The sequence below is a fragment of the Flavobacterium piscis genome (assembly GCF_001686925.1).
Classification (GTDB): domain Bacteria; phylum Bacteroidota; class Bacteroidia; order Flavobacteriales; family Flavobacteriaceae; genus Flavobacterium; species Flavobacterium piscis.
This window is the reverse complement of sequence record NZ_LVEN01000027.1, coordinates 374,689-392,903: the sequence shown is the minus strand read 5'-3', so window position 1 is coordinate 392,903 and position 18,215 is coordinate 374,689. Positions and strand designations below refer to the sequence as shown.

Annotated in this window: 12 protein-coding genes; 6 read left to right on the top strand and 6 right to left on the bottom strand. The window is 35.7% G+C overall.

The window, feature by feature from the left end:
• The first annotated feature begins 78 nt into the window (after positions 1-78).
• Together FLP_RS12195 and FLP_RS12190 are read left to right on the top strand one after the other, a co-directional pair.
• Positions 79-6,360 (top strand): T9SS type A sorting domain-containing protein, encoded by a 6,282-nt coding sequence (locus tag FLP_RS12195; RefSeq protein WP_165606669.1) that lies wholly within the window; start codon positions 79-81, stop codon positions 6,358-6,360.
• Positions 6,361-6,407: 47 nt separating this feature from the next.
• Complete coding sequence (locus FLP_RS12190; protein ID WP_065449774.1) at positions 6,408-7,259, top strand: porin family protein; 852 nt, start codon at positions 6,408-6,410, stop codon at positions 7,257-7,259.
• A gap of 64 nt (positions 7,260-7,323) precedes the next feature.
• Here FLP_RS12190 and FLP_RS12185 read toward each other — a convergent pair whose 3' ends face one another.
• Positions 7,324-7,782 (bottom strand): response regulator, encoded by a 459-nt coding sequence (locus tag FLP_RS12185; protein WP_065449773.1) that lies wholly within the window; start codon positions 7,780-7,782, stop codon positions 7,324-7,326.
• Between the two features lie 296 nt (positions 7,783-8,078).
• On the opposite strand from FLP_RS12185, the gene FLP_RS12180 reads away from it, so the two are divergent.
• From FLP_RS12180 to ligD, 3 genes are all read left to right on the top strand, one after another.
• Entirely contained in the window at positions 8,079-8,573 is a 495-nt protein-coding gene (locus FLP_RS12180; protein ID WP_065449772.1) for a hypothetical protein, read from the top strand.
• Positions 8,574-8,646: 73 nt separating this feature from the next.
• The gene (locus FLP_RS12175; RefSeq protein ID WP_065449771.1) at positions 8,647-9,129 is read left to right on the top strand and encodes a hypothetical protein; all 483 of its coding nucleotides are present in this window, start codon (positions 8,647-8,649) and stop codon (positions 9,127-9,129) included.
• Complete coding sequence (ligD, locus tag FLP_RS12170; protein WP_065449770.1) at positions 9,116-11,695, top strand: DNA ligase D; 2,580 nt, start codon at positions 9,116-9,118, stop codon at positions 11,693-11,695. The genes FLP_RS12175 and ligD overlap by 14 nt, the downstream gene beginning before the upstream one ends.
• On the opposite strand, the gene ku is transcribed toward ligD, so the two are convergent.
• From ku to FLP_RS12150, 4 genes are all read right to left on the bottom strand, one after another.
• On the bottom strand, positions 11,692-12,462 hold the full coding sequence (ku, locus tag FLP_RS12165) for a non-homologous end joining protein Ku (RefSeq protein ID WP_065449769.1): 771 nt from the start codon (positions 12,460-12,462) through the stop codon (positions 11,692-11,694). The two genes, ligD and ku, sit on opposite strands and share 4 nt — an antisense overlap.
• Before the next feature lie 9 nt (positions 12,463-12,471).
• A complete protein-coding gene (locus FLP_RS12160) occupies positions 12,472-12,840 on the bottom strand; it encodes a SpoIIAA family protein (protein WP_065449768.1) in 369 nt (122 codons plus the stop codon).
• A gap of 266 nt (positions 12,841-13,106) precedes the next feature.
• On the bottom strand, positions 13,107-13,586 hold the full coding sequence (locus FLP_RS12155; protein ID WP_065449767.1) for a hypothetical protein: 480 nt from the start codon (positions 13,584-13,586) through the stop codon (positions 13,107-13,109).
• Between the two features lie 2 nt (positions 13,587-13,588).
• On the bottom strand, positions 13,589-14,545 hold the full coding sequence (locus tag FLP_RS12150; protein WP_065450271.1) for a heme-binding domain-containing protein: 957 nt from the start codon (positions 14,543-14,545) through the stop codon (positions 13,589-13,591).
• A 399-nt stretch (positions 14,546-14,944) separates the two neighbouring features.
• Between FLP_RS12150 and FLP_RS12145 the strand changes: the two genes are divergently transcribed.
• Complete coding sequence (locus FLP_RS12145) at positions 14,945-16,063, top strand: LytTR family transcriptional regulator DNA-binding domain-containing protein (protein WP_065449766.1); 1,119 nt, start codon at positions 14,945-14,947, stop codon at positions 16,061-16,063.
• 1,168 nt (positions 16,064-17,231) lie between these two features.
• Here FLP_RS12145 and FLP_RS12140 read toward each other — a convergent pair.
• Positions 17,232-17,999: a methyltransferase domain-containing protein gene (locus FLP_RS12140; protein ID WP_065449765.1), complete on the bottom strand. Its 768-nt coding sequence runs from the start codon at positions 17,997-17,999 to the stop codon at positions 17,232-17,234.
• Positions 18,000-18,215 lie beyond the last annotated feature (216 nt).

Below are 18,215 nucleotides of genomic sequence, written 5' to 3'. Positions count from 1 at the left end.
TTATGATTTGAAGTTGGAAATTTAAGACAAAAATGTAATGCAACAATGCAAAAAAAATTAATTCAATATCAGAAAATTATGAAAAAATTCTACTTATTATTAATTCTTCTGTTTTTTTCAATGCAGTTTCTTACTGCACAAACGACGGAGACATTTGAAGCTGCAACAATAGGATCATCGAGTTTTACAAGTGCGGCTAAAACATTCAATCTTACCAGCAGTTATGTAAGCTTTGCTGCATCTCAAGGTATTGGTTTGGGTTATAATCAATCTAACAGGTATATACAAGTTGCAGATTCAGCCGGACCTGAAGGTTTGGGACAATCAGGAACTGTTACCGCCGCTACGGGCACTTTTAAGGTTAGTAGTTTATGGATCTATCTAACCGGAAATTCTGCTCAGGATGCAAGTGTTACTAGTAATGGCGCTGCAGGATCAGTTACCTTTAGAGGAAAACTGGGCGGTGTAACACAATTTACGGTTGTAAAAAATACAACTGGAGCTAATACTGGATATGGGCTTCCCGGCAATGGTTTTTTACAAGTGAATTTTGCCACAGAAGGCGGCAACAACAACACAAATTTTATAATTGATCAGCTTGAAATTCAACTAAGCAGCAATTATGATTATTTTGCTGTAGATAATTTTGCATGGAATAATGGAGCAGTTGCTCCAACTGTTACAACTACTGCCGCTACAACTGTTAAATCTGTTTCGGCAACACTTGCGGGTGATGTAACTGCAGATGGTGGTGATGCCAACATAGAAAGAGGGATTGTTTGGGGTACTACTGTAAATCCAACTACGGCAAATACCAAAGTTCAAATGGGAACTGGTACAGGAACATTTTCAAATGTTGTAACGGGACTACCTCCTGCTACAACAATTCATTTTAGAGCTTATGCCATAAATAGCGGAGGAACAAGTTATGGAAGTGATCTGACTTTTACAACCGGAGCAGCATTAAGCACTTCATCAATTTCACAGACTAATGTAAGTTGTAATGGCGGAACTAATGGTACTGCTTCTGTTGTAGTAACAGGCGGCAGTACTAACTATACCTATTCATGGTCTCCATCAGGAGGAACAAATGCAACAGCATCAGGACTTGGTGTTGGCAACTATACAGTAACCATTACAGATAGTGAATTAACTCAAATTACAAGAATTTTTAATATCACACAGCCTTTAATACTTAACGGAACTCCGTCAACAACTGCAGTTTCCTGTTTTGGAGGCTCAAATGGTACCGCTACTGTTGTTGCATCCGGAGGAACTTCCGGATATACGTATTTATGGTCAAACGGAGCTACAACAGCAACGGCTACAGGACTTTTACCGGGAACTTATTCTGTTACTATTACAGATGCAAATTCTTGTTCAAGAACTATAAACAATATATTGGTAGGACAGCCGTCGGCTATTCTTAATGGTACGGCTTCTACAACTGCCGTTTCTTGTTTTGGAGGATCTAACGGTACCGCTACAATTCTTGCATCCGGAGGAACACCTTCTTATACTTACTTATGGTCTAACGGTGCTACAACAGCAACGGCTACAGGACTTACTGCAGGAACTTATAGTGTTACTATTACAGATGCAAATTCTTGTACAAGAACTATAAACAATATATTAGTAGGACAGCCCTCGGCTATTCTTAACGGTACGCCTTCTACAACTGCGGTTTCTTGTTTTGGAGGATCAAACGGTACAGCTACAATTTTGGCATCGGGAGGAACACCTTCTTATACTTATTTATGGTCTAACGGTGCTACAACTGCAACGGCCTCAGGACTTGCTGCAGGAACTTATAGTGTTACTATTACAGATGCTAATTCTTGTACAAGAACTATAAATAATATATCGGTAGGACAGCCTGCATCAGCTCTTACCGGAACTACAAGTACAACACCTGTTTCTTGTAATGGAGGAACTAATGGTACTGCAACTGTTACTCCAATAGGCGGCACTTCAACTTATACTTATTTATGGTCGAATGGTGCTACATCTGCAACAGCTTCAGGGCTTGCGGCTGGAAATTACAGTGTAACGATTACAGATGCAAATTCATGTACCTTTACTATAATCAATATTGTAGTAACTCAGCCTCCTGTATTAAACGGAACTCCGGCTGTAACAAATGTTTCTTGTAACGGAGGATCTAATGGTGTTGCTTCTATTACTGCATTTGGAGGTACTCCCGGCTATAGTTATTTATGGTCGAACGGAGCTACAACTTCTGCTATTACCGGACTTGCTGCCGGAACTTACAGCGTAACGATTACAGATGCTAAAGGTTGCACAAAAATTATAAATAATATTACAGTAGGTCAGCCATCAGTATTAACGGCATCACAAGGTGCAGTAAACAATGTAAGCTGTAACGGCGGATCTAACGGTTCTGCAACGGTTTCGGTTTCTGGAGGAATTCCCACATATACCTATTCATGGTCGCCTTCTGGAGGTACTGCTGCAACTGCAAGCGGACTTTCACAAGGTACTTACACTGTAACGGTTACGGATGCAAACTCCTGTCAGACTACTCAAAGTTTTACGATCTCAGAACCTGCACCATTTTCTGTAACAACGTCTCAAACTGATATATTATGTAACGGAGGTGCAACAGGATCTGCAACTGTAAATGTAACAGGTGGAACTGGTGCTTACACCTACTCATGGGCTCCATCTGGAGGTACTGCTGCAACTGCATCAGGACTTACGGCAGGAACTTATACAGTAACAATACAAGATGCGAACTTATGTCAAACAACACGAAGTTTTACTATTATCCAGCCAAGTACATTGGTTGCTACACCAATTTCGCAAACTAATATAGGATGTCGTGGAGAAGCTACAGGATCTGCAACAGTAAATGCAACAGGCGGAACTGGAGCTTACACTTATTCATGGTCACCATCTGGCGGCAGTGCTGCAACAGCAACAGGACTTACTGCCGGAACTTATACGGTAACAATAAAAGATGCGAACTTATGTCAAACAACGCAAAGTTTTACAATTACACAACCAGCAGCAATTCTTTCTGCAAGTACGGCATCAACTGGTGTTAGTTGTTTTGGAGGATCTAACGGAGTTGCTTCTGTAATAGCATCAGGAGGAACATCAGGATATACTTATTTATGGGCACCTCTTGGAGGTACGTCGGCGACTATTACCGGAAGACCTGCAGGAAATTATACTTGTACAATTACAGATGCAAACGGATGTACACTTGTAAAAAACATTACAATTTCGACTCCTACTCAAATAATTGTAACAGCCTCTAAAACTGATGTTTCATGCAATGGAGGTACTAATGGTACAGCAACTGTAAGCGTATCAGGAGGAACAGCAGGATACACATATTCATGGTCTCCAACTGGAGGAACTGCTGCAACTGCATCAGGACTTGCGGCGGGAACTTATACTGTAACTATTACAGATGCGAACACGTGTCAGACTACTGCAAATGTTACTATTGGTCAACCTTCAGTTTTAGCTGCAACAACAGCAAAAACCGATGTACTTTGTAACGGAGGAGCAACCGGAACAGCTTCAGTAAATGTTACTGGAGGAAATGGAAATTATACATACGTATGGTCACCTTCTGGCGGAACAGCCGCAACAGCAACCGGATTAACAGCTGGAAATTATAGTGTATTAATTACAGATGCTGTAGGTTGTAGTTTAAATAAAAACTTTACAATTAATCAACCTTCAATATTAGCCGCTACAACATCTCAAATAAATGCAACTTGTGTTGTTGGCGGGCAAGCTTCTGTTACTCCGTCAGGAGGAACAACTCCTTACACTTATTTATGGTCTAATGGAGAAACAACTCAAACAGTGACAAATTTAGCGGCTGGTAATTATAGCGCTACAATCACAGATGCTAATGGATGTGCAATTACAAAAAACTTTACCATCACTACAATAAATACATTAGTTGCTACTGTATCTCAAACCGATGTTTTATGTAATGGATCAAACACAGGAACTGCAACTGTAGTAGCTTCAGGAGCTCCGGGACCATTTACATATGTTTGGGCTCCAACTGGAGGAAATGCTGCGACCGCAACAGGACTTACAGCAGGAAATTATTCTGTAACGATAACTTCTGTAAATGGATGTTCTATTGTAAAAAACTTTACAATTACAGAACCAACTGCAATAGTTGTTACTCCTTCACAAACAAATATTTCATGTAATGGAGGCGCTAACGGATCAGCTTCAGTAGTGGTAACTGGAGGAACTGGTGCATATACTTACGCATGGACACCTTCTGGCGGAACTGCTGCAACTGCATCAGGACTTACTGCAGGAACTTATACAGTAACTATTAGTGATGCTAACTTATGTCAGACAACACAAAGTTTCACATTAACAGAACCAGCTGCTTTAGTAGCTACACCATCTCAAACTAATGTTTCTTGTAATGGAGGTTCTAACGGATCTGCAACTGTTTCTGTAACGGGCGGAACCGGAGCTTACACTTATATTTGGTCTCCAACTGGCGGAACTGCTGCAACTGCATCAGGACTTGTGGCGGGAACTTATACTGTAACCGTACAAGATGCTAACACCTGTCAAACAACAGCAACTGTTACTATAACAGAACCTGCTATACTTGCAGCAACAACATCACAAGTGAATGTTTCTTGCAGCGGACAAAGTGATGCTTCGGCAACTGTAACTGTAACAGGCGGAACTGGTGCTTATACCTATGCATGGTCACCTTCTGGCGGAACTGCTGCTACAGCAACCGGATTAAGCGCAGGAAATTATTCTGTACTTATTACTGATGCAAACAGCTGTACTTTAACACAAAATGTAACTATCACTACAACTCCCGATGCTACAGCACCAATTCCTGATGTAGCAACTTTGCCAGCTATTAGTAATACTTGTTCTGTTTTATCAGCGCAAATTCCTGTTCCAACAGCTACTGATAACTGTGCGGGAATTATAAATGCTACAACAACTGATCCTTTAAACTACACAGCCGTAGGGAACTATGTAATTAAATGGACATATGATGACGGAAATGGAAATACTTCAAGTCAAAATCAAAACGTTAATGTAACTGCATCTCCTTTAGATCAGGTTACTTTTGCTAATGCTGATTTTACTTATAACGGAAGTGTACGCACCATAGAAGTTGCAAATCTTCCTGCCGGAGCAAGCGTAGTATATGCTACTACTCCATCAACAGGAACACTAAACGGAGCGACTAACGCTGGTATTTATACCGTTACAGCAATAGTTTCACCATCGGTAAGCACGCCTAATTGTTCAGCAATTACACTTACTGCACAACTTACTAACAATAAAGCTGCGCAACAGATTACTTTTGGTGCAATTCCTGCAAAAATCCTTGGAGTGAATAATAACTTCAACTTAGAAGCTACTTCTAATTCTGGTTTGCCAATTCGTTACTCTTTCACTTATACTTCTGCCCTGCCGCCTGCAAATGTTTCTGCAACCGGATTAGTTAATTTGTTAAGATCCGGAAGTTTAACAATCGTAGCGCATCAGGATGGTAATGAAAATTACTTACCAGCAGCAGATGTATCGCAGGTGCTTGTAATTAAAAATAATGACATAACAGTATCAAAAATTACAATTGGTACTAAAGTGTTTGAAAATCCGGCAAAAGAAATTAAGTATTTGATGGAATGCGGAGAAAACAATGTAAATGTTGCCTTCACAAATGAAACGGGAGCAACATTCTCCCCTTCTGCCAATTTTACGATTACGCCTCCTAAACCGGGAATTTATACGCAAAATGTTACTGTTACTTCACAAGACGGAACAGCAACTGCTACTTATGTTTTAACGATAGAAAAACCATTTGGTTTCTATGACATTGTACATCAAAAATTCAACAATATATTGCTTATCAATAATAATCCTCAGACTAACGGAGGTTATGAATTTGTTTCATACCAATGGTTTAAGAATGGGCAATTAGTAGGAACAGGTCAATATTATTCAGCGGGAGATGATTTGGCGAACTCTTTAGATAAGTCTGCAGACTTTAGTGCAAAAATGACGACAAAAGACGGAAAAACACTTCAAACTTGCAGCACCAAAATTTCGACTCAAAAATCGTCAACGGCCAGACTTTATCCTAATCCTATTCAAACAGGACAAGTTATTACTGTTGAAGCAGATTTCCCTGCCGAAGAATTAGAAAACATGCAAATAAGCCTGTATACTGTTTCTGGACAATTGGTCAAAACATTGAAATCATCTACAGTAAAAACTGAAGTTCAGTTACCTGATGCTGAGAGCAATATGTATGTTGTTGTTATCGAAACTCCAAACATCAAGAAAACATTAAAAATAATTGTAAACAAATAAAATCTGTCAGTGCTATTTCTGATAGCACTGGCATTAAAAAAAATAAGATGAAAAAATATATACGAAACTATATGACATCACTGTCAATCGTTACGGTACTTTTAGGATCATGCCTAGATAGTTACGGTCAGGATAAAAAGCAGGAATTATCAATAGCTGTTGGAGGTCCATTTTCATTTCTAAAGTACAATACTACCGGAGATGTCGTGCCCGGAAACGGTATAAATGCCGGAATTCGATATTCCTATTATTTAAACGAAGGTTTAAGTATTGGGGTTGGTGTCGAATATCAAACGTACAGTTCTGATGTAAAATATGGCTTTTTTGGCTCACAGTATAATGCTGTTGATTCAGAAAATGAAGCTTTTCAATTTCGATACAAAGCAACTAACCTACGAGAACAACAAAAATTAGGATACGTAAATATTCCAATTAATATTCAGTTTGAAACTCCGGGGACTACAAAATTATATCTGGCAGCGGGAGCTAAAATAGGTTTTGCTACAAACGGAAGCTACGAAACTACCTATCAGAACCTTACTACAAGCGGTTATTATCCGCAATATAATGTAGAATTATTTAGTCCTGCTTTTGCGGGGTTTGAGAGCCAAAACAATCTAAAAACAAGTAAACAGGATCTTGATACAGATGTATCGTATGCTGTGACTTTTGAAACTGGTTTAAAACAAAAAATAGGCGATCGCAGTGCTTTTTATATCGGCCTTTACTTAGATTACGGATTAAATAATATCTACGATAATAAAGAAAATAAAAATCTGGTTCAGTACAATCCAGCATTGCCTGTACAGCTGCAATACAACAGTTTGCTGAATTCTTCGAACACAAACGATATCAGATTGGTCTCTTACGGACTGAAACTAAGATATGCCATCCGATAAGATTTAATTGCAAAATAGTTTCTTTTAAAAATAAAATCCATTCGTTACGGCGAATGGATTTTTTTTATTCAATTTTAACTGCTTTAATCTCTATTTTGTTGTACTGAGCAATCGATTTTGGTTTGTTCCAATATTCTATAATAGTCTTGATCACCTGCTTAAATTTAGCATAATCAAAAGGTTTCACAAAATAACTGTGAGTGGGCAGCGAATAAGGATCGATGACAAAACTTTGTTCAAACAATGTAGTAAAAAACAAGTACGGACAATTGAATATCGTACCTACTCCATTATTATCGGGATTTGTATCCATCACTTTATAATTCATCACATTCAGCAAAACAATATCAGAGAAAACCAAAAAAGGTTTAATCTCATGACGAAGCATATAATTACAAGCCGTTTCGGCAGTATTAAAATATATAATTGGGTTGGCGTAGTTTAGTTCACTAAAAACCTCGATAAATAATTTTCGGTCTTCCTGTTTATTTTCTATTACTACTATGGGTCCTTTTTTATTCATAACAATACGTTTAAATTTTGATCTGCAAGTGTGCCATTTCCTGCAATTAATTCTATTCAAATGTTTTAAATTTTGAGCAAAAATTCCTTACAAAATCTTCCATTCTCCTTATATAATTTTCATTTAAAGTAAAATCACTAACAATTTCTTTTACTAATAGCTAAAATGCTGTTAATTATATAATTACTACTACAAATTTTATAAGTAAATACAGGCACTTCATAACTAATTTTGAGTCAGACATTTAATTCACTTAAAGTCATCTTATATATCTAATAATTTAACCTCAAATAGTTATGAATAGTTCAGACCACAAAACAGGCGAAACTTTTGGAAGTTATATCAAGGACAATCGTATTATGCAACAGCAAGATCCTATTCCTTTTGAATCTGAGAAAACAGAAAATGATATCTATAATGTAAGTCACAATAACGATGAAAGTTATGTTGACGAATATCAAAAAAAAATGGATGAGGAAGGAGACTATATTGACGATCCAATTTTAAATCAGGATGAAGATACAGATGATTTGGATGATGATTTTTCGAATGCTCTTGAAAGAGAAAACGAAGACGACGATTATTTTGAAGATGAGGATTCCGATGAAGATGATGAAGATCTTGACGAAAATGATTTAGATGATGATCTTATAGAAAAATATGACGAAAATGATCGTGATCAGGACAGTTTTACCACAGACAATGTAAAACAAGACGAGCTCGATCAGGAATACGACATCGATCAGGATCTCGAAGAAAAAGATCCCGTAAATAATCCCAGAGAGTTTTAGTAAAAGCTTTATTCAAATAAACCATTCTGCATGAATGGTTTATTTTCTTTCTCATAAATAAAATCATCTTATCATGGATATTTATACTTTTTTTCAATTAATAATCGTTACAATCGCAGCCACATCGGCCATGACTTTATTTAGCTATATTGTATCAGCGACTTTTCGGGAATTGTACAAAGAGCCTGTTTTATTAACGTTCATGTTAAGCAAACTCCATCTTGAGTTATCAAATAATGTAAAAGAAACGTTAGCGTGGTTATTGCATTATTTTATAGGGTTTCTTTTTGTTCTGTCTTATTATTTTTTATGGATCAACAATATTGTACCCATTTCTTTTCTAACAGCCTTTTTACTGGGCTTTGTTAGCGGAATCATTGGAATTATTGGCTGGATCATTATGTTTAAAATGAGCGATCATAAACCTAATATCGATTTTAAAGGTTATTATTTTCAGTTGCTTCTGGCTCATATCATTTTTGGTCTGGTTGCAACCGGCATTTACACCCTTTCATTAACTGTTTTAATCTTAACAAACGCACATGTCACTGTCTAAATACAATCAAAAAAGAGATTTTAAACAAACTCAGGAACCAAAAGGCAAAATCGAAAAATCAGCAAGCAAACTAGTCTTTGTGGTACAAAAACATGCCGCTTCGCACCTGCATTATGATTTTAGGTTAGAAATGGATGGCGTTCTTAAAAGCTGGGCCGTTCCTAAAGGTCCGTCTATGAATCCTGATGATAAACGTTTGGCGATGATGGTCGAAGATCATCCGTACAGCTATAAAGATTTTGAAGGCACAATTCCCACAGGAAATTACGGTGCCGGAAATGTTATTGTTTGGGACAACGGTACTTATACTCCGGACGAGCCTACAGAAAATGCAGAAAAAACCTTACTGGCAGATCTTAAAAAAGGACATTTGAGTTTTATTTTAAAAGGAAAAAAATTAAAAGGAGAATTCTCATTGATTAAACTAAAAGGCAAACAGGAAAATGCCTGGCTGTTAATCAAAAAACAAGATCCGCATGCAACAGAAAGTGACGTATTAAATGAAAATAAATCAGTTATCACTGAAAGGACTTTGGAAGAATTAGAGAAAAATTCTAAAAAGATGGATGAAAAAACCAGTAAAAAAAAGGCTTCAAAAAATAATCCTGCATCAGCCGAAGAACCTGCCGTTTTTATCAAACCCATGTTAGCCAATACCAAAGAAAAAGCATTTGATAATGCGGATTGGGTTTTTGAAAACAAATATGATGGTTACAGGGCTGTTGCTGTAATTAATCCGACTGATGTACAATTATTTAGCCGAAATGAATTATCTTTTAATGCTAGTTTTAAGCCTATTGCAGATGAATTGCAAAAAATAGATCATATTGCTGTTTTAGACGGCGAAATTGTAGTAGAAGACGAAAACGGAAAAGCGAATTTTCAGCTGCTTCAAAACTATCTCAAAACTGGTTTTGGAACTTTAAAATATTATGTTTTTGATCTTCTTAATTTAGACGGAAATCTCATCACTGATTTATCATTGCTGGAAAGAAAAGAATTGCTGAAAATTCTATTCAATAAATACGACTTTACCAATATCTTTTATTCGGAACATACCGTAGAAAAAGGTTTGAACCAATTCGATCTTTCGATAAAAAACAAAGGCGAAGGTATTATTGCCAAAAAAGCCGATAGTACTTATATCCCCAGTAAAAGAAGCAGCGACTGGCTTAAAATTAAAATTTCGAATGAAGAAGAAGCTATTATTATTGGCATTACAGAACCCAAAAAATCCAGAAAATATTTCGGGGCCATTTTATTGGGCCAATATTACGGCAAAAGACTTCAGTTTATAGGAAAGTGCGGAACCGGTTTTACAGATTCTACCTTAAAAGAACTGTATACAAAGCTGAAACCTCATTTTGTAAATGAATCTCCGCTTAACGAAAAAATTGCGCTTAGGGATGAAATTCAATGGGTAAAACCAAAGCTGGTTTGTCAGGTTAAATTTTCAGAATGGACAAATGATAAACATTTAAGACATCCTGTATATCTGGGTTTAAGAATTGATAAAAAAGCTACTGAAGTTTTTGTTCCTTCAAACACTAAATCAAATATTGAATTAGCTGCTAAACCGGATAAAAAAATACAGGATAAAAAAACAAAAGCAGACACAATGAAAGAAAATCCAACTCCAACCACAGAAAACGATTACGACTTAAAAATAGGAAAAACTACCTTGCATCTCACCAATCAAAACAAAGTTTATTTTCCTGAAGATGGTATTACCAAAGGAGAAATCGTGCAATATTATAATGAGGTGGCCGATTTCATACTTCCTTATCTGAAAGATCGTCCGCAATCTATGAATCGTTTTCCTAACGGAATCAATGCGCCCGGATTTTATCAAAAAGATGTCGACGTTGATAAAGTTCCTTCCTGGCTCAAAACCAAAAAAATCTTTTCAGAATCAAATGAAGAATACCTTAATTATCTGATTTGTAATGATAAGGCGACTTTACTTTATATGGCAAATTTAGGATGTATCGAAATGAATCCGTGGAATTCGACCATCAAACACGTCGAAAATCCCGATTGGCTTGTTATCGACATTGATCCCGAAAAAGATGACTTTGAAGAAGTGGTGAGAACAGCTTTAACCGTAAAAGAAGTTCTCGACGAACTCGAAACCGAATGTTACTGCAAAACTTCAGGAGCAACAGGTTTACACGTTTATATTCCGCTGGGCGCGCAATATGATTATGATTCGATTAAAATTTTTGGCGAATTACTGGCCATCGAAATCCATTCGCGTTTGCCCAAAACAACTTCTTTAGAACGAAGTATCAAAAAAAGAAATCATAAAATATACATCGATTACCTACAAAACCGACGCGGACAAACTCTGGCATCGCCTTATTCTGTAAGACCTAAGCCCGGAGCAACAGTTTCAACACCGTTAGAATGGAGCGAAGTAAATCTGAAACTGCATCCGTCGCAATTTACCATCAAAAATGTACTGAAACGTTTTGAGAAAAAAGGAGATTTATGGCAGCCCGTTTTAGGAAAAGGTGCCAATATCAAAAAGATATTACACAAGCTGGAAAACAAAAATCCTCATTAAGAGGATTTCTTTTTTTCCAGACTTGCTTTTAGCATCGCCATCAAATCGTCGCTTTGTTTGTGAACGACTTTTAATTTTGGTGCAGCTTGTTTTTTGCCCTTTGCTTTGTTCTTGATAATTTGCAAAAGTTTAGCCGTATATTCATCTTTATAAGCACTTATGTCGAATTTCTCTGTTAGCTGATCGATCAGTTTTTCGGCCATATCCATTTCTTTCGTCGCTTTTTTAGATGCGGCAGGCAGTTTTAATTCTGCTGTGTCTCTTATTTCCTGCTCAAAACGAATTCGGTTTAAAAGAATCACATTTTTATATGGTTTTAAAATCGCCAGACTTTCCTTATTACGCAAAACAAAACTCGTTACCCCTACTTTACCGGATGCTTCAAGCGCATCTCTAAGCAAAGCATAGGCATTCATCGCGCCTTTGTCAGGCTCAAGATAATAAGGCTGTTCGTAGTAAATGCTATTAATTTCTTTTTCTAAAGCAAAACTCTGAATGTTGATTGTTTTGGTTTTCTCAGCATCAGCAGCTTCAAAATCAGCATCTTCAAGAATAACATATTTGTCGTCTATTTTATAGCCTTTTACAATATTGGCATACGCCACTTCTTTGCCGGTATTTTCATTTACCCTTTTAAATTTAATGTTGGCATGATCTTTTTCATCCAGCATATCCATGTCAATACTGCTTTCCTGCACAGCAGAAAATATCTTAATGGGAATATTAATTAACCCAAAACTAATCGATCCTGTCCAGATTGCTCTCATAACCTTAGTTTATAAAGTTGAATTTCCTTCGACCCATTTCAGGGCTTTATTAAAAGCTAGTTTTTTAAAACCACGTAATTCACCCGTACTATTAAAAGTGAATTTGTCATTAAAATTCATTTCCTCCGAGTCTGAAACAATAGCGACTCTATTCCAGTTCTCAAACTGCTGTAAGCCTAAAACAGCATCCTGAAACCAAACATTTTCAGTAAAATTCGGTACATCTGTATCCAGTGCAAATAAAAAATTAATTTCATTGGATTCTTTTGACAATCCTTCTAATTCAGGCAGCACAACACTTTTAAAATCAGCTGTTGTTACCTGACCCAAAGCTCTAAAAGCAATTAAATTTTTCGCTGTTTCTATTTTGTGTATCATAATGATTATGGTTTGAATTGATGTTCTAATAATTTATATTTCAGAGGATTAAAATTAATTCAGAACACATCAGAAAATTTTACACGATTATAGGTAGAGATTACAAAACTTCAATAGTTATTTAAAGAATAGTAAGCGATTAAAGGATTGTTTTTACGCAGATCTTACAGATTATTGAAGATTTAATTCAGAGAATAATCTGCGTATATCAGCTTAGATCTTTTTAAATCTGCGTGAAAAAATTTATTATAAATGTTTTAATTTATTCATAATTGAGGCACATTTGCCTTTTTTTGATTCAGTAATTCCTTAATTCTATGAACATTCCCAAGAGTATCCTTTTGAAGTTGCATTTTGTTTCCCTCAAATTTTTGATAGTTAAAACCTTCTTTTTCTGCATTAGATTCCAGAATTTCAAGCGATAGTAATTTTCCCGGAATACTCGCGCCAATCCAGTTAGGATCTGCCTTTTGATGCCACGTAATCCATACTAATTTTTCACCTTTTTGCAGTTTTAATTCATTCGATTTCAATCGTTCTACTGTTTTCTGATTTCCGTAGAGCAATGATGTAGTATGCTTTTTATTGTTGATTGAAGAATTGATCACCTGCAAACCAGAAACTTTATCCAGCATTGCATCCGGTAATGAAGCCTCTTTATTCAAAGCGTTTTCATTTGTTTTATCTGAACAGGAAAAAAGAAAAAAGAAAGTAAGAATTCCTGTAAAATAGAATATTGTTTTCATATTTATTGACGTATTGGAAGTGTGAATACATAATCGTTTTTTTCCATTGGCTTGTGGCAATTCATACATTCGATTACAAAATCGGCTCTTTTACCATACGGAATCAATTCTGGAGTTTTGAATCGCGAAAATCCCCAGCCATTTGTTTTTTTATATTTGATGTGATCCTTAGCCATAAATTCGACTTGTTTAAAAGCGCCCTGAGAAATATTCCCATCCTGATCCTCAATTTCATCATAAGCCGCTTTCGCCAAAATAGAACCGTCCGGCCACGGGTTAACTTTCTTGTCTTTAATTGCTTTTATGGCAATATCATTTCCGTAGATAATTCGCATTGTTCCGTTATCAAGACGTTGCGTTGTACTTACAACAGCCCAGTTTTTATAATCAGCTATGTACGCAATCCCGTTTGGTGTTTTTGGTATTTTAACTGAATTTTTAACCTTTTTCAATTCTTCAGTCTGATTGTTTAATGCTTTTATTTTCGCAGTATCCTGAGGTTTATTATGTACTCTTAAGCCCCATATATAATTTTCAAGTACTTTGAGATCTTTTTGAGATAATTTTGCCTGCGGATGTGCCAATGTATAACTCTGCAAAGGCATTGCTCCCTGAGAAACCTGATTGACAGATTCCCACAGTTTTGCCTTTTGATCTGCCGGTGATAGTTGATCCCATTCAGAAAAATTGAGTCCGCTCCTGCCCTCTTTTATATGTTGGGCAACAAACCACGACACGGGAACGATTTTATCATACCAACTTAAATTGGTTTCGTTCGAATGACAATCATAGCAGGAATTTCTTAAAATAGTCTGAACTTCATGAGGTACTTTTACATTTCCCGTAACCGGTGGATTTGTAATTACAGGACCTATAAATTGTATGCCTGCAAAAATCAAAAACACAATTAGTAACGAAATCACGATAAGCTTTTTTTTGTATGTTTTTTGCTTTTTCATTTTGAATGTTTTTCTATTTAATAACGAATCTGGAACTCTATTTAAAATTGTAAAAATCAAAATCAGGGAAACAAAAATGCTCTCATTTTGAAATTTCATACTGCAAATAAAGCGCCGAAACCTCAATAAAATCAAAGGAAATAGCGCGAAAGGGAAAAAATGAACTTAAAGGGGAATAAATAGAATTGAATAGAATGTGGCTTTCTGCTAACAATATTTATTCAAAGATTAACCTTGATTTAAAACCCTGTTTAAATTTATTCCGATTAGATAGCACTATGTTTTTAATAATAAAAAGACCTTCTTTAATTCAACAAAAATAGGGTTGCTGTGTTTTAAAAATAATTACATCCAACCGATTATTATAATTAAATTTGGCTCATCAATTTCAATATTCTTATGAAGAAAGACAAGCTTTATCTTTTTACTTTTTTATCATTACTTGTTGTCGTATACATTTGCGGATACTTTAGCATGAATTATTTGGTAGGTTTAAGTACGGAGCAATTTCTAAAAATTCAGATTGAGTCCAGTAAAAGAGAAGCCAAAGAAATGGCCAGCCTGATTTCTTTACAAGCGCAACAAAATACTGATAGAAAGGTAATCATTAATAACGTACAAAAGAGCATCGAAAAAACCGACACTCAAACGGGTTTTATCTGTATGTTTGATCAAACCGGAAAAGAAATTTGTCACCCTAATCCGGAAAAAATTGGCCGAATGACAGGTCCTGACGAATCGTATATTTCGACAACGCATAATGAAGTAAATCCTGAAGATTTTTATTCATATCTAAAAAATAAAACCGAAGGCGGTGGCATCAGAAACTATAATAATCCCAAAAAAGATGCTGAAATTATCTATCTCTATCCCGTTAAAAATACCGACTGGATTATTGCTTCGCACGCCAATCTTCAAAGTATCAATAAACAAGTACAGGATTTAAAATTCTATTTTATTCTCGTTTATATCAGCACCGGCGCTTTGATTGTTTTGCTTTCTTTTTTTATGATCCGTCTTTTTGGAAGCCGATACGAAAGAAAACTGGAGCAGAAAAATGAAAATCTTTTTAATGAAGTCTTAAACCTATCGAAACTCAATTATGATTTAACCAGTTACAAATCAAAACTAGAATCGAATGAGCAATTAAAGGTTCACGATATTTCTGGTTCACCTGCGAATAAAAAGAGGATTTTAACGAATCTGAAAAACGAAATCGTCCCGCTCGAAATAGAACAAATCGCCTATATTTATATGGAGAATACGATCACTTACGTGAAAGATGTAAACGGAAAAATCTCTACAAGTAACAGCAGCCTCGAAGAAATTTACAGCGAACTGGACAATGCCACTTTTTTCAGAGCCAACAGACAATTTATTCTGGCCATAAAATCGATAGATAAAATTTTGAAATATGGCAATAACCAACTCAAAATTGAAGTTGTTCCAAAGTCTCCAATCGATGTTATCATTAGCAAAAACAAAGCTGCAGAATTTAAAGCATGGCTGAACAAATAGCAAAAGGGGAATATTTAAAATCAAATTGAACAAATATTTTACAGAAAACAAATCCCCTCTGAATATCTAAAACTTATATGTCGCTCCGATGGAGCTTTATTTCTAAATCAATATCAAATAGCTATAAATATATCGCTCCAATGGAGCTTTTTTTATAAAGGAATTTTATAATGCTCCCGTTTTTGTTCCATCGGAACACCTCGTCGGTAGCTCAATAAATATGGATTTTTTTTACGTTCTGTAGGAACGTTTGATTTACAAATAATAATAAAAACATATACAAAATACATACACGATTTCTACCGATGAGATGTTCCGATGAAACAAATTGTTGTTGACGATACATTGTTTTGGGTTAACTATTTCTGATGTTTGAACCAGTGTCAAATCGAGAATCTTACTATTTACCAACATTAAATTAAAAATAAGTAATCGTTAATCTTCAATCTAAAAATCTCTTAACTTAATAACATTTACCTGTAGAGACGACATATTGATAGAAAATTAACACACACAACAAGGAGACCAAGCGGGGACGAAATATAAAATTCCGGAAATCAAAAAGAGGAAGATTTCAAAAAAATCATAATCACTTTCTAGTCCCAGAGGGACGACATATTTATAGAAAAATTATACCACACAACAAAAAGCTCCAGCGGGGCGAAATATAAAATTCCGGAAGTCAAAAAAAGGAAGATTTCAAAAAAATCATAATCATTTTCTAGTCCCAGAGGGACGACATATTTATAGAAAAATTAAAACACACAACAAAAAGCCCCAGCGGAGCGAAATATAAAATTCAGGAAATCAAAAAGGGGAAGATTTCAAAAAAATCATAATCATTTTCTAGTCCACAGATTAAAGGATTAAAATGATTTTTTCATGCAGATCTGGCAGATTTTATTTAAATAATTATCTGCAAATATCTGCTTAGATCTTTTTAAAATCTGCGTGAAAAAATATTTAAACACATAGCTTTGCGACCATTCTATGCGGTAATATTTCAAGTGAAATGACTTTTAAGCGACCCTAAATAAAAGCTATGTTGCTATGCGTTTAAATAATAGACAAAGATTTAAACATTTTTTTCTCGCCGATCTGGCAGATTAAACAGATTTAAAAAATCATTTTAATCCTTTAATCTGTGGCAATATTAAAAAACTTATAGCTACTTTTTCCTACCATAAAGCAAAAGCCTCTTAAATGAATAAATCGCTGGAAGTTTCGGGAAATGCTCCGCAATCCTCTCTTTATAAGTTGTAATAAAAAGCGTTTTCTGTTCACCCTCCAAACGTTCTATATACGGAATCAAAGCCGAACCCGATATAAAATTATAAAGAGTTTCATGATCGTTCGCAATTATGGGATATACTTTTTGCAGGATTTGAAGATCTTCAAGCCCGCCATCAAACAAAATTTGGGCATATTCGTCGATGCTCAAAACTGGGGAATCTCTCTTGTAACCTTTGAAATACGATTTAAAAGGTTCTTCATCTACCAATTCGGCAAGAATTACATTGAGTTTGTTTTCCGGCTGAACCGGCATTTGAACGGCAAATTGTCCTTTTGAGTTTAACAGTTGTATCAATTCCGGGAACAAAGTTGCATGATCATTTGACCATTGCAAAGCCGCATTACTAAAAATCAAATCCCATTTTTCGCCCGAAGCTAAAGTTTCTTCCGTGGTTGATTTTCTAAAATGCAAACGATCTGTTGCTAGAACTTTAGATTTTTCCAGCATTTCTGCCGAAGAATCTACGCCCAAAAAATCGGCTTCTTTGAATTTATCGGCCAAAATCGCCGTTTGTTCTCCCGTGCCACAGCCCAAATCAATGGCTTTCATTCCGCTTACAGGTTCAATAGATTCAGCCAAATCATAAAAAGGCTGATAACGAATATTTTTAAACTTATTATAGATTTCCGGATTCCAGGGCATTTTATCTCATTTTATAATTTCATTCGATCCCGAAAAATTCGCAATCAAAGTAAAATTGGGTTACTAAAAACTAAGATACAAAATTGTTATGGGTTTTATGAACAGCTTGATCCGGCTCCCCAAGTTTTGGTACTATATCTTTTATTTTTCTAAAGAAAGAAGAAATAATAACGCTTCTCCCAAAACTAATTCTCAATGTAAAGATAGCACGATTTG

Bases quoted from the DNA above. Each gene is read 5' to 3' on its own strand.
- FLP_RS12160 (WP_065449768.1), bottom strand. From the start codon at position 12,840: ATGATACACAAAATAGAAACAGCGAAAAATTTAATTGCTTTTAGAGCT.
- FLP_RS12145 (WP_065449766.1), top strand. From the start codon at position 14,945: ATGAAGAAAGACAAGCTTTATCTTTTTACTTTTTTATCATTACTTGTT.
- ku (WP_065449769.1), bottom strand. From the start codon at position 12,462: ATGAGAGCAATCTGGACAGGATCGATTAGTTTTGGGTTAATTAATATT.
- FLP_RS12155 (WP_065449767.1), bottom strand. From the start codon at position 13,586: ATGAAAACAATATTCTATTTTACAGGAATTCTTACTTTCTTTTTTCTT.
- FLP_RS12185 (WP_065449773.1), bottom strand. From the start codon at position 7,782: ATGAATAAAAAAGGACCCATAGTAGTAATAGAAAATAAACAGGAAGAC.
- FLP_RS12190 (WP_065449774.1), top strand. From the start codon at position 6,408: ATGAAAAAATATATACGAAACTATATGACATCACTGTCAATCGTTACG.
- FLP_RS12175 (WP_065449771.1), top strand. From the start codon at position 8,647: ATGGATATTTATACTTTTTTTCAATTAATAATCGTTACAATCGCAGCC.
- ligD (WP_065449770.1), top strand. From the start codon at position 9,116: ATGTCACTGTCTAAATACAATCAAAAAAGAGATTTTAAACAAACTCAG.
- FLP_RS12180 (WP_065449772.1), top strand. From the start codon at position 8,079: ATGAATAGTTCAGACCACAAAACAGGCGAAACTTTTGGAAGTTATATC.
- FLP_RS12140 (WP_065449765.1), bottom strand. From the start codon at position 17,999: ATGCCCTGGAATCCGGAAATCTATAATAAGTTTAAAAATATTCGTTAT.
- FLP_RS12195 (WP_165606669.1), top strand. From the start codon at position 79: ATGAAAAAATTCTACTTATTATTAATTCTTCTGTTTTTTTCAATGCAG.
- FLP_RS12150 (WP_065450271.1), bottom strand. From the start codon at position 14,545: ATGAAAAAGCAAAAAACATACAAAAAAAAGCTTATCGTGATTTCGTTA.